The organism is Brasilonema sennae CENA114 (assembly GCF_006968745.1).
GTDB classification, from domain to species: Bacteria; Cyanobacteriota; Cyanobacteriia; order Cyanobacteriales; family Nostocaceae; genus Brasilonema; species Brasilonema sennae.
This window is the reverse complement of sequence record NZ_CP030118.1, coordinates 2,557,245-2,569,982: the sequence shown is the minus strand read 5'-3', so window position 1 is coordinate 2,569,982 and position 12,738 is coordinate 2,557,245. Positions and strand designations below refer to the sequence as shown.

Genomic DNA, 12,738 nt, shown 5'->3' with positions numbered 1-12,738 from the left:
ACCATTACCATCTTAACTGGAGTTATTCATGTATGACATGGTAAAGCCCATAGTTCATTCCCATGTCATACACCGTATAGGTTTGTCTTCAAATGTTAAGTAATGTTTCGCCAACAGTATCTTGACCGCTCACAATAGAATGATAACCTAGATGTTGAGCGAAGCAGTAAAAAAAGTAAGCAAGCTAGGCAAATAGACCTCAAGAAGGGACTGGACTCTATGAATAACAACCCTCCTACCAATCCTGCACAATGTCCTTTCCGTGGAAGCCGCATTGGCGGTGCGCTCGGCTCCAAGCCGCAAACTGATGATTGGTGGCCGAACCGACTTCAGGTCGAGCTACTTCACCAAAATTTGCCCCAAGCTAACCCGCTGCGAGATTTCGATTACAAGGGAGCCTTCGCGAAAATTGACTTCGAACAGTTGAAGAGCGATATCAAAGCGCTGCTAACCGATTCGAAGGACTGGTGGCCAGCCGACTATGGTAATTATGGACCTCAAATGATTCGCATGGCGTGGCACGCCGCAGGCACCTACCGGATCGCAGACGGTCGGGGCGGAGCGTCTCAGGGTATGCAACGCTTTGCACCAATCAATTCGTGGTGGGACAATGGGAACACAGATAAATCACGACGGCTGCTCTGGCCAATCAAGCAGAAATATGGTGCGGCACTAAGCTGGGCTGATTTGATGACTCTGACTGGCAACTGCGCGCTCGAAATCATGGGGTTTAAGACCTTCGGTTTTGGTGGCGGTCGCATTGATGCCTGGGAGGCAGATCGCGCGATCTACTGGGGACCGGAGTTCTGGAACGGCGATCCGATTGACGATATCAAGGAATACCCTGGTCATCCTGACGAGATGGTCACTCGCACGATTCGGTGGGTTGGGAAGCCGAACGAGGAATACTACGACCTTGAGAACCCGCTAGCAGCTTCGCACCAAGCGCTAATTTACGTCAATCCAGAAGGTCCAAACGCCGAAGGCGACCCCCATGGCTCAGCGCGAGACATTCGCGAGACGTTTGCGCGTATGGGCATGAATGACGAAGAAACTGTCGCGCTCATTGCAGGTGGTCATGCCTTTGGCAAAAGTCACGGCATGGTCTCGCCGGACAAGATCGGTCCAGCGCCGGAAGCCGCGCCGATTCAGGCTATGGGCTTGGGGTGGCAGAACCCTGAAGGCACTGGGTTTGCCCAATATACGATGACGAACGGGATTGAAGGATCATGGACTCCAAACCCAACCCAGTGGGACAACAGTTACCTAACCAATCTTTTTAAGTACGACTGGGAACAGACAAAGAGTCCAACAGATGCCATTCAGTGGAAGCCGAGCAATCCTGATGCGCCAAAGACACCGGATGCCCATCAACCGGGCGTCGAACACCCGTTGATGATGATGACTTCGGACATTGCCTTGAAGGTCGATCCGGTCTATCACGAGATCTGTCAGCACTTCTTGGATGATTTCGATTACTTCAGCGATGCGTTCGCACGCGCCTGGTATAAGCTGATCCATCGAGATATGGGTCCGAAAACGCGCTATCTCGGTCCGGAAATCCCAGCGGAAGATCTGATTTGGCAAGATCCAATTCCAGCACTGGATCATGAGGTTGTTGATGTCGCCGATATCAATTTTCTCAAGGATAAGATTTTAGCGAGTGGAATCTCTGTTTCGGCGCTCGTGTCAGCCGCTTGGTCAGCAGCATCGAGCCACCGCCATTCCGACAAGCGCGGCGGCGCAAACGGGGCGCGCGTTCGCCTCAATCCCCAGAAAGACTGGGAAATGAACCGGCCGCAGGAACTCGGCGAGGTCCTATCGACCCTTGAGGCAATTCAGGCGGACTTTAACAGCACTCAGTCGGGCAGCAAAAAAATCTCGATGGCGGATCTTATCGTCCTCGGTGGCTGTGCTGCGATCGAGAAAGCCGCGCAAGACGCTGGGGTTTCTGTTGCCGTCCCGTTTACGCCAGGTCGGATGGATACAACTCAGGAACTGACAGATGTTGAAATGTTTAATTGGCTGAAGCCAGTTTCGGACGGTTTCAGAAATTATCACAATGAGGCGGTTGGCTATAAGGTGAAGCCGGAGCGAATCTTCCTTGATCGAGCGCAGCTTCTGACGTTGACTGCGCCTGAGTGGACGGTTCTCGTCGGCGGACTTCGCGCCCTCGATCAGAATTGGGACTATTCAAAGCACGGTAGCTTCACTGATCGACCTGGTGTCTTGACCAATGACTTTTTCCGTGTCCTGACAAGTATGGACTATGAGTGGAAGCCGATAGACAATCGCGAGATGCTTTTTAACATCTGCGATCGCAAAACGGGTGAAACGAAGTTCACCGCGACACGTTGCGATCTCATCTTCGGTTCAAACGCGGAGCTTCGTCAAATTGCTGAAGTCTATGGCGCTGATGATGGTAACGAGCGTATGGTCAAGGACTTCGCCGCAGTCTGGAACAAAGTGATGATGCTTGATCGCTTCGACGTTGGCGCTTAACAGACTAGTGCAGCCTCACAGCTTATTTTTAGGGTAGGCAACCTGAGTTCGGGATAAGGAAAGGGACAGGTAGTAAGCTGAAAATAACGTCAAATCCAGCACCTGTCCTATGTTTAGTTTCTGGAGTTTAGACTAGTTAGGAGTGCGAAACTCTTTTTGACCCAAAGTTGACTTTCATTAAGCTGAGATAGTTGAGAAAAAGCAACGTTTTTTTTGCGAATAGCTTCTAAGTTTCGACTTGGCTGGGTCAACATCATGATAGTGCATTTGTTCTATTTTACGTTTAGCACCGCGAACTAGTCTAAACTCCAGATCTTAAGTCTAATTAAGTAGAGTGGACATTCCAATACCCAACGCCCTTCGGGTTCGCCAGTCGCCTACGGAGGGAAACCCTCCTGCAGCGCTGGTCTCACCAGATGCCTAGGGAGGGAAAACGCCAGGTGCTACAACGGGGCGGCAGCTTTTCGGGGGAAACTTCCCCCGAAAACGTGCCTTGGGAACCCCCCCCAGTCGCCACAACGGTCAAAGCTCGTCGGGGGAAGCTTCCCCCGACAGACTTTGGGGGAACCCCAACGCCAGGTCCCTACGGAGGGAAACCCCTTCGGGTGTGCGCAGAGCGCACGCCAGAAGGCGAACGCCAGATGCCTGCGGAGGGAGACCCTCCCGCAGCACTGGTCTCACCTCCTGCAGGACTGGCTCCGCAAGGCGCTGGCTCCCCTCCTGCAGGACTGGCTCCCCTACAGTACATGTGTATTTCACTCAATTGAGAAGCGCTATAGCAGCTACGCAGTACGAAAACGCGCCAACTCCTCACCTGTCTTGGCATCATGCGCGTGAACAGTACAAACTAAACAAGAATCAAACGATCGCGCCACATGACCGACTTCCACTGGATCGGTCGAGTCAAAAATCGGTGTCCCGACTAAAGCTTCCTCAATCGGTCCGCGTATTCCTTCTGCATCACGTGGTCCGATATTCCAAGTACTCGGTGCCATAATTTGGTAATTCTTAATCTTACCACCCTCAATCTCCAACCAGTGACACAGGGAACCGCGCGATGCTTCTGTTGCACCCCAACCGCGCCCATCTTTTTCTTTGGGTTTGATATACCAGGTGTCATTCAGGCGGAACTCGCGCAAGCAGCGTTCTGCTTGTCTGTATAGCTTGACAATTTCGTGGACTCGTGCTAGCTGTCGTATATGAATACTGGCACCACCCAACTCTTTGAATGCATCTAGGATAAACCCATCGTAGTGCTGCCAAGACTCGCCATGTTTACCACCAGCCACTAACTGACGTGCGAGTGGTCCTGCTTCCAAGCGTCCTAAGTCTTTGTGACGTACTGCTGTTGACCAAGTGTATTGTCCATTGAAGTCTTTGACATTATTTTTGCTTGGTTTGGTTACGCGGTCAAAGGGGTGAATGTCTGATGTCAGTTCCTCATACCAGGAGTAAGTTGTATTTTCCCGGACAAAAGTCTGATCCATGAGAGTGTGGGTGTCGCTGAAACTGTCGTAGACTCCACTCTTCATAATCAAGGCTGCATTTCGCCCTTCTATTGTTGGTTTCTGGTATTTTGCTTCATGAGGTAAATATCCCCAAGTAACATATCGACCTACACCAGCACCATATTTATCTAGACCTATATCTAAACCCATGCGCCAATAAAAACCTAAGTCAGAGTTTGCATGACTTGGGCTTTCGTCTAGCCAGACCATGAAGTCTTCATAAGTCTGAATTTGTTCGTAGCGTTCTAAAGAACAACCTAACCACAGGGGTTCTAACCAATTGGTGCGGAAGTATTCTAGAATTGACCACGCGCGAGTCACGTCTGTTAAGGTGGGGGCGCACATCACGCCACCAGGAACCATATAACTGCTGTGGGGCCATTGACCGCCAAATAGGGCGTAAATTTCGACAGGTTTAGCAGAAATTGTGATGCCAAGTTCGTAAGACTTGCCTGTGAAAGCGGCAAAGCGTCTGCAAGCTTCTAGATAATAAGGGCTGTATTGGTACTTTTTATTGGTTAAATCTATTGCAAATAGACCATAAAAGTAACGAGGTATGCTTTGGATTGTTTCGACAATTTGACCTAAGTTTCTTGCCAAAATTGCATTACGCGGGACTTCTGTTTCCCAAGCGGTGTCTAATGCCCAAGCTGCACTAGTCAGGTGAGAAGCGCCACAAATACCGCACACGCGAGGTGTGACAATTAATCCTGCTTGGGGGTCTTTTCCGCGTAGGATAACTTCAAATCCTCGAAAGAGTTCGGCATGTGTCCAAGCGTTGACGACTTGCCCGTCTTCTATTTCCACTCGGACATCTAAATCGCCTTCTACTCTCCCGACTGGGGAGATGTCTAATGTTTGATTTCCCATTTGTTTTTTGTCCTGTGTCATTTGTGCTTTGTGCTTTGAATGCTAATGACTAATGACCAAGCCTAAGCGCCCTGGGCGGCTGCGCCAACGGGGTGGGTGTAGGGGTGTAGGGGTGTAGGGGTGTACGGTGTAGGGGAAAAGATTAGAACTATTTTGCTAACAGATTGTTTAACTTTTCATCTCTTACCCCTTACACCCTCATACCCTTATACCCTTACACCCAGTGCGAAGCACTTTGACTAAACTGTAAAAAAGTCATCTTCTGCCCAGTGAGGCATTGTGTCTTTCGCCACAATGGAGAGTAGGGCATAATCTTTCTTATTCACTCCTGTGGGTAAGTCTTTGGGAACTCCCATGACGGTTTGTGTCTTAAATACGGTTCCTGGTTTGAGGTCGTAGAAGGGGAATTCGGGTTCGGTGCAACCTAAACAAGGCATCCCGGCGCGGGTTTTGGAGGAGACGCGGTTCCACAAGATGCGGTTGCAGGAAGAACGAGTCATTGGTCCGCGACAACCTAAGTCGTAGAACAAGCATCCTTTACGTTGACCAAAATCGGTGGTTGATGCTTTGTAGGCAAAGTGGATGTTGCGGGTGCAGCCTGTTTGGGTATAGGTGTTGAAGAAGGTTTGTGGACGATGCAACTCGTCAAGGACAATATCGCCAATTCTATTGGTGGCGATCGCCACTAATATTTGTGTGATCCAGTCGGGATGGGCGGGACATCCAGGAATGTTGATCACGGGTAATCCCGATTTTGTCCGGAATTCTTTTCCTAAAAAGCCCCCTTCTTTGCGTTTGAGAAATTGCAATCCTGTCGATTCACTAGGATTAGGTGCCATTGCGGGAATTCCTCCCCAAGTTGCACAGTCTCCCACTGCGACTATATAGTTAGCAACTTGGGATAGGTCGTTTAACCAGTCTTTCATGGGGCGATCGGCAAAACGGTTCCATTCTCCTGTACCATTAGGTGCGTTAATAACTGTGCCTTCAAAAACCAGGATATCCAAGGGAATCTTGCCCAAAAGACAGTCCCACAGCATTGTCTGCAAGTTTGTACCTAATTCCAGTCCTAAAGATGGATGCCAAAGGACGTTTATGCCAAAGTCAGTAACTAAATCACAAGCTGTGGGTTCTTCAGCGTTAAGAAATGACATGGTGTTGCCTGAACATGCACCACCTTGCAGCCATAGTAAGTTAGTCATCAGCTATCTTTTTTTTCTATTGTTTAGCCTGCATGATTCAGGTGACGTTATTTGTCGCGTCTCAACTGTTTTTCATCCTTTATTTTTTATATCATGTATTTTTTAATTCAATTGTTTATGTTTTACAGAAAGAGTTAGATATTTTGAAACGAAATCTCATCTATTTTTGAGAAAACAGTTAACCAATAACCTTTATTTGGAAAGATGATAGATAAAATAACCGTCAGATTATGTTAATATAAACTAAATCAGAGTATGGAAAAAATCATTTTTGAAAAAAAGTGTCATATAAATAATTTTTCGCTACAAAATGAAAATTTCCAGTATAAAGTAAAATTGAATATAAGTTAAGATATTTTTATCAAAATCCAACAAAAAAATATACTTTTTTCAATTGAAATGTTTTATCTTAAAAGAGCATAGATTTATTCAAACAGTGAACAGTGAGTCCAGTGCGCATGAGGAGCGTTTCCGCTCTCACGGCATCTGGCGTTCGCCTTCTGGCGTGCGCTCTGGGCACACCCGATAGCCGTAAGGCGTGGCGTTAGCCATAGGGTGAACAGTGAGTCCAGCACTGCAGGCGGGTCTCCCGCCGTAGGGGACGGGCGTTCCCGGAGGGTGAACAATTGATAACTGGTAACTGCTAACTGTTAACTGCAACGGGATTTACCAAGACATAACTCATTATCTGCGTAAATAAGCTTGGTTGGTACAACCCAAAAATGCAAGAAATATGCATCTTAAAGGTGTGCGAACTTGAAAGACTCAATTGTCCAACCTGCTATAGGAAGATGGTAATGACCCCCAGCATGACAGATTCTGCGGTGAAGGCGGCAATGGATATGATTGCTTCTTCCCCAGCAACGACACAAGAAAAAATCGAGATGCTGATTGAAATGGCGCAAGGCTTTCAAAAAAAGCCAAAAACTGCCCAAGATTTATGGAATGCAGTTTCGCTATGTCAGCAAGCGTATGATTTATGTGGTGAGGATAATTTACTTTGGCAAGCTAGGGCAAACGTAGGAATGGCACTTGCTTTGAAGGCTATTCCCGATGTTGGGGAACAACTGTTATTAGAAGCGAAACAACGATTAGATGAAGCCCTACCTGTTATACAACAGCTTGCAACACCGGTGGAAGTAGCAGAAACCCAAATGAATTTTGGGTTAGTGTTGCAGTCACTTGTGCCATTCAATTTAGCGCGGGTGACAGATAGCATCCAAGCTTATCAGAAAGCTTTGCAGGTGTTTACCTGGCAGAAATACCCGCAGGAATATGCGATTTTACACAACAACATTGCAATTGCTTACCTCTCGACGCCTTTGACAACACAAACAGAATACCTGCGTCAAGGGTTAGCAGTGCAGACATTTGAGGAGGCGCTGAAGCATATTGAGTTAATCAGCCATCCCAGGGAATATGCGATGTTGCAGAATAATCTGGGCAACGCTTTGCAATATCTACCGAGTTCTCATCCTTTGGAGAATGTTGTGCGGGCGATCGCCGCTTATGAGGAAGCGTTAAAAGTGCGTAACCCCAAAGACACACCCTTAGAATACGCCAACACAATTTCTAACAAAGCCAACGCCTTATTGAACTTACCAGACGACTCAGAAAAACCAGAAGCTGGGAATCTCAAAAATCTCTTGCAAGCGCGTGCCTATTATCAAGAAGCTTGGGAAATTTTTACTCAACATGGACAAATAGAACAAGCGCAAATTGTAGCACAGGTACTGCAAGAACTTGAGACAGAAATTGACAATGGTTAGTAGTTGGTAGTTTGAAAAAAAATAACAACTAACAATTTTCGTGCAGGAGATAAGAATGACAGACTTTTTGACAAATCCTGTTTTAAAAGATTTTTTCACAAGCTTAATGGCTGGCGACTTAAATCTGATGACGGGATTTGTGTGGTTTTTAGTAGCAACAGCCTTATCTATGATTGGCGGTGCAATTGGCGGAATCCTTTTAGCCAAAGAATATTTAGGCTATGAGTTAGCTGCACTACTTGGTGGATTCTTTGGTCCGGCTGGCGTCATTCCTGGAATAATCTTAGGGCTAATAGTCTTGAATGCGTTGAAAAATTTTTAGGAGGAATCATGTTAGAAATAGGATGGTTCAGCGCTAGGCTATTTTTTAAGGGAAAGCTACTGCGCGACCCCATGAACTTTGTCAAGCAAACTGCAATTGGTATTAGTATAAGTGCATCGTTGTTGTTTTTGCTTGCACAAACTCAAGTTAGCCTTTGGATACCAGTTACTGTCTCTAGCTTTTTGACTGGTATCTTAATGCCATTTCTACATAAAGAACTCAAGATGAAGTAAATGTCAGACAGAAAGCTAAAAAATTATAAAGTTTTCCGTCTCTTAAAATTAACTGAGGCTATTATGAGCCCGGAAGTTTAGTTCTAAACGGCTGAACACGCAAACACATTTCAACTCAGTAATTGCTTTTCGTCTCAAATTTTTTTTAGGCTTTTCAAACAGTAAACAGTAAACAGTAAACAACGGGACACGACACTGATAAACCCTAACTGTTAACTGATACCTGTTTGGAACCCAACGGAACACGACACTGGTAACTGATAACTGATAACTGGTAACTGATAAAACCAGCATTTCTTTATTCCAAAATCACCGATGAACACAGCAACTAAAATGACTCTTACACCTAAAGATGCAACAGAATCGGTAAAAGTTTCCCAACTTTCACCTTTTTTGTCTCAAGGTGCAGAAGTTATTTTAGGAACGACTCTTGATGTGGGTGAACTAGCAACACCTGTCTTACCCAGCAGTAGAGAAATGTTTGGTCCTCGTGGTGCTTGTTTGATATCTGAAACTGGACCATTGTGGGTATCAGACACAGGACATCATCGTTTATTAGGATGGCGGAATGTTCCCACTCAAGATAGTCAACCTGCTGATTGGGTGATTGGACAACCAGACTTTAACCATGAAGGACAAAATGCCAAAGGTAGTCCTGGAAGGACAACACTCAGTGTACCAACTGGAATTTGTGCTTGTGGTGAAGGTTTAGCAGTTGCAGATGCTTGGAATCATCGCGTTTTGATTTGGAAAAAATTGCCAGAAGATAGCAATGTTCCAGCAGATTTAGTATTAGGTCAAACTCATTTCACTGACAATGAACCAAACAGAGGAACTCAACAAGCAGCAGCTAATACTCTCAACTGGTGCTATGGAGTTTTCTATCATCAAGAAAAGCTATTTGTTGCTGACACAGGCAATCGCCGAGTTTTAATTTGGCATCAATTACCTGAAGAAAATGGTCAACCGGCTGATGTTGTTTTGGGACAAAAAGATATGATGTCCCGCGACGAAAATGGCGGTGATACTGCTTCAGCATCGAGTATGCGTTGGTGTCATGACATCACAGTTTGGGAAGAAAATTTAGTTGTCACTGATGCCGGTAATAACCGTGTGATGATTTGGCACGGAATTCCAACAGAAAACAATGCCCCTTGTGCAGTAGTGTTAGGACAAAAAACTTTTGATTTAGTTGAAATAAATCAAGGAGTTTATTTTCCTAGTGCTAATAGTTTGAGTATGCCTTATGGTGTCACTGCTGCTGGTGAGTGGTTACTTGTTACTGATACAGCTAATTCAAGGCTATTAGGCTGGAAAAAGCCAGAATCAATTTTGTCTTTGCACGGAAGCGAAAGTCATGCACTGGTTGGACAAAGAGATTTTAAAAGTAAAGGTGAAAATCGTGATTTTGGGTTAGCCAAACGAGATAGCTTGAATTGGTCTTATGGAATTAAAGTGTGTGGAAATACTGCGGTTATAGCAGATTCCGGAAATAACCGAGTTTTACTTTGGAAGATAACTACCAAATAATGGGCTGCGCCCTTGCACTCTACAGTAACTCCTGAAACACACAAGAAGCTTACGTTGTGTTAAGTCAAATACACAGTTTCCAAATAGATTGTACAAAGCCTTTATCTCAAGACAAGAAATCATTCTGTATTCTGAGTTCTGAGTTTTGAATTCTGTATTCTGAGTTCTGAATTCTGTCTTTAGCATCTACGAAATTAGTTCAAATATCATGTTTACTGAAGAAATCATCAGGGTTCGCGGTATCGTTCAAGGAGTGGGATTCCGCCCCACTGTATATAGACTTGCAAAAGCATACGGATTGCAAGGCGAAGTTTGTAATGACGGTCAAGGTGTCCTCATTAGGGTATCTGGCTGTGAAGAATTTATAGAAGAATTTGTTCAAAATTTACAGAAACAGTGTCCGCCATTAGCGAGAATTGATGAAGTAACGCGCAAGCGTTATGAAGGCAAATCTACCTTTGGTGATTTTGTCATTTCTGACAGTCTCAGCAGTGCAGTGAAAACAGAAATTCCTGCGGATGCTGCGACTTGTCCAAAATGTAAAGCAGAAATTTTTGACCCCCTCAACCGCTGGTATCGTTATCCCTTCACGAACTGTACTCATTGCGGTCCTCGCCTAAGTATCACTCGCGCCATACCTTATGATCGCGACAACACAAGTATGGCTGCTTTTGCTATGTGTGCAGAGTGTGGTCGGGAATACAACGATGTTGAAAACCGTCGCTTTCACGCCCAACCCGTAGCGTGTCAAATTTGCGGTCCTAAAGCCTGGTTAGAACGTTCAGATAATCAACCAATTACATCTTATATGTTTTCTATGCTTGACGATGTTGACGCCGTTTGTACCTTATTACAAAAAGGCGAAATAGTTGCTATTAAAGGGTTAGGTGGATTTCATCTAGCTTGCGACGCCACTCAGGAAAGTGCTGTACAAAAACTACGCAGCCGTAAACAGCGCAATCAAAAGCCTTTTGCTTTAATGGCAAAAGACATATCAGTTATTGAAGAGTACTGCACCCCCAGCGCCAAGGAAAGAGAATTATTAGAAAGTCCCGCCGCGCCTGTTGTGTTGATTCAGGCAAATGCGGGAGACGACGATGAAGAAAGGGGAAGTGGGAGAATACAATTCAAAATTCGTCTTGAAAAGTTTGCTACGGAGGGAAACCAACGCCAGATACCTACGGAGGGAAACCCTCCTGCAGTACTGGCTCCTCCTGGCAACTTTTCGCAAAATTCAAAGTTCAAAATTCAAAACCCAAAATCCAAAATCCAAAATCCAAAATCCAAAATTCAAAATCAAATTGCGCCTTCAGTTGCACCAGGGCAAAACACTTTGGGTTTCATGCTACCTTACACCCCCTTACACCACCTCATTCTGAGGCGGATGAATCGCCCGATTGTTTTGACAAGTGGTAATCTTTCTGATGAACCGCAATGTATTGATAATGTTGAAGCGCGTGACAAGTTAGGAAAAATTGCAGATTATTTTCTTCTGCACAATCGGGAGATTGTAAACCGAGTCGATGATTCGGTGGTGAGGGTTGTTGGTGAAAAAGTGCTAACAATCCGTCGTGCTAGAGGATACGCACCAACATCTATTAATTTACCATCTGGATTTGAAAGCGTTCCTCACATTTTAGCAATGGGCAGCCAGCTAAAGAATACTTTTTGTTTATTGCGAGATGGGAAAGCTATTCTATCTCAACATATAGGAGATTTAGAAAGTGCAGCGACTTTCAAATCTTATCAAGATACGCTCAATCTCTACTTGAATTTATTTGAGCATCAACCCGAAGCGATCGCTGTTGATTTACACCCTGAATATTTCTCAACAAAACTTGGAAAACAACTTGCACACAATCAGTACGGACACGGCACAGCCGTGCCCCTACTTCACATCCAACATCATCATGCTCATATTGCTGCTTGCATGGCAGAAAATGATATAAATATTAATTCACCACCTGTTTTAGGTATTGCATTAGATGGCTTGGGTTATGGTGAAGATGGAACACTCTGGGGCGGAGAATTTCTCTTAGCAGATTATCGCCATTTTAAGAGATTGGCGACATTTAAGCCAGTACCAATGATTGGCGGAACACAAGCAATGAGAGAACCTTGGCGTAATACCTATGCCCAGTTAATATCTGCCTTTGATTGGGAAGATTTAAAACAAAAATACAAATACTTAGATATTTTAGAATTTATTGAACAAAAGCCGCTGAAACTTCTCAATCAGCTTGTCCAAAAAGGAATTAACGCTCCTCTAACTTCATCCGTTGGGCGTTTATTTGATGCTGTCGCTGCTGCAATTGGTATCTGTAGAGAACAATGTAGCTATGAAGGACAAGCAGCAATTGAAATGGAAGCTTTGGCTGATACGCATTTATTAAATAAAAAAGAATATTTCAATTATAAATTTAAATTTTATTGGTCAGATAATATTTATTATATAGATTCATATCCAATGTGGCAAGCTTTGCTGAATGACTTACAGCAGCCAACTCCTCAAGCAGTTATCGCTGCCAAATTTCATACAAGCTTAGCTCATACCATTGTAAAAATGGTTAATAACCTGCTTCAAAAAAACGATATTTCTCAAGTTGTCCTCACAGGAGGAGTTTTTCAAAATTGCATTCTGTTAGAGCAAGTTACTCAAGGCTTAAAAAAATTAGGAATAAATGTACTTACTCATAGCTTAGTTCCAGCTAATGATGGTGGTTTATCACTAGGACAAGCTGTGATTGCAGCTGCTCAACTAATGAGTCAATAGTTACTGATTTTCGAGCGTAATTTGTTATC

Annotated in this window: 9 protein-coding genes; 7 read left to right on the top strand and 2 right to left on the bottom strand. The window is 44.7% G+C overall.

The features are described 5' to 3' along the window. The first annotated feature begins 219 nt into the window (after window positions 1-219). Together katG and DP114_RS10970 are read left to right on the top strand one after the other, a co-directional pair. On the top strand, window positions 220-2,502 hold the full coding sequence (gene katG, locus DP114_RS10975; protein ID WP_171976087.1) for a catalase/peroxidase HPI: 2,283 nt from the start codon (window positions 220-222) through the stop codon (window positions 2,500-2,502). 488 nt (window positions 2,503-2,990) lie between these two features. Beyond that, complete coding sequence (locus tag DP114_RS10970; RefSeq protein ID WP_171976086.1) at window positions 2,991-3,269, top strand: hypothetical protein; 279 nt, start codon at window positions 2,991-2,993, stop codon at window positions 3,267-3,269. Window positions 3,270-3,284: 15 nt separating this feature from the next. On the opposite strand, the gene DP114_RS10965 is transcribed toward DP114_RS10970, so the two are convergent. Both DP114_RS10965 and DP114_RS10960 read right to left on the bottom strand, forming a co-directional pair. After that, complete coding sequence (locus tag DP114_RS10965; protein WP_171976085.1) at window positions 3,285-4,880, bottom strand: nickel-dependent hydrogenase large subunit; 1,596 nt, start codon at window positions 4,878-4,880, stop codon at window positions 3,285-3,287. 239 nt (window positions 4,881-5,119) lie between these two features. Beyond that, window positions 5,120-6,082, bottom strand: a complete 963-nt coding sequence (locus DP114_RS10960) for a hydrogenase small subunit (protein ID WP_169264960.1) — start codon at window positions 6,080-6,082, stop codon at window positions 5,120-5,122. A 797-nt stretch (window positions 6,083-6,879) separates the two neighbouring features. On the opposite strand from DP114_RS10960, the gene DP114_RS10955 reads away from it, so the two are divergent. The 5 genes from DP114_RS10955 to hypF all read left to right on the top strand — a co-directional run bounded on the left by DP114_RS10955 (window position 6,880) and on the right by hypF (window position 12,709). Continuing rightward, on the top strand, window positions 6,880-7,851 hold the full coding sequence (locus DP114_RS10955; RefSeq protein WP_169264959.1) for a tetratricopeptide repeat protein: 972 nt from the start codon (window positions 6,880-6,882) through the stop codon (window positions 7,849-7,851). A gap of 55 nt (window positions 7,852-7,906) precedes the next feature. Beyond that, the gene (locus tag DP114_RS10950) at window positions 7,907-8,173 is read left to right on the top strand and encodes an asr0689 family protein (protein ID WP_169264958.1); all 267 of its coding nucleotides are present in this window, start codon (window positions 7,907-7,909) and stop codon (window positions 8,171-8,173) included. Window positions 8,174-8,181: 8 nt separating this feature from the next. Further along, window positions 8,182-8,406 (top strand): hypothetical protein, encoded by a 225-nt coding sequence (locus DP114_RS10945; protein ID WP_169264957.1) that lies wholly within the window; start codon window positions 8,182-8,184, stop codon window positions 8,404-8,406. Between the two features lie 333 nt (window positions 8,407-8,739). Then, complete coding sequence (locus DP114_RS10940) at window positions 8,740-9,936, top strand: NHL repeat-containing protein (RefSeq protein WP_370460719.1); 1,197 nt, start codon at window positions 8,740-8,742, stop codon at window positions 9,934-9,936. Between the two features lie 208 nt (window positions 9,937-10,144). Next, a complete protein-coding gene (gene hypF / locus DP114_RS10935) occupies window positions 10,145-12,709 on the top strand; it encodes a carbamoyltransferase HypF (protein WP_171976084.1) in 2,565 nt (854 codons plus the stop codon). The last annotated feature ends 29 nt before the right edge of the window (window positions 12,710-12,738 follow it).

Coding starts and splice junctions, on each gene's coding strand:
- katG (WP_171976087.1), top strand. CDS start 220: ATGAATAACAACCCTCCTACCAATCCTGCACAATGTCCTTTCCGTGGA.
- DP114_RS10965 (WP_171976085.1), bottom strand. CDS start 4,880: ATGGGAAATCAAACATTAGACATCTCCCCAGTCGGGAGAGTAGAAGGC.
- DP114_RS10960 (WP_169264960.1), bottom strand. CDS start 6,082: ATGACTAACTTACTATGGCTGCAAGGTGGTGCATGTTCAGGCAACACC.
- DP114_RS10955 (WP_169264959.1), top strand. CDS start 6,880: ATGACCCCCAGCATGACAGATTCTGCGGTGAAGGCGGCAATGGATATG.
- DP114_RS10950 (WP_169264958.1), top strand. CDS start 7,907: ATGACAGACTTTTTGACAAATCCTGTTTTAAAAGATTTTTTCACAAGC.
- DP114_RS10945 (WP_169264957.1), top strand. CDS start 8,182: ATGTTAGAAATAGGATGGTTCAGCGCTAGGCTATTTTTTAAGGGAAAG.
- DP114_RS10940 (WP_370460719.1), top strand. CDS start 8,740: ATGACTCTTACACCTAAAGATGCAACAGAATCGGTAAAAGTTTCCCAA.
- hypF (WP_171976084.1), top strand. CDS start 10,145: ATGTTTACTGAAGAAATCATCAGGGTTCGCGGTATCGTTCAAGGAGTG.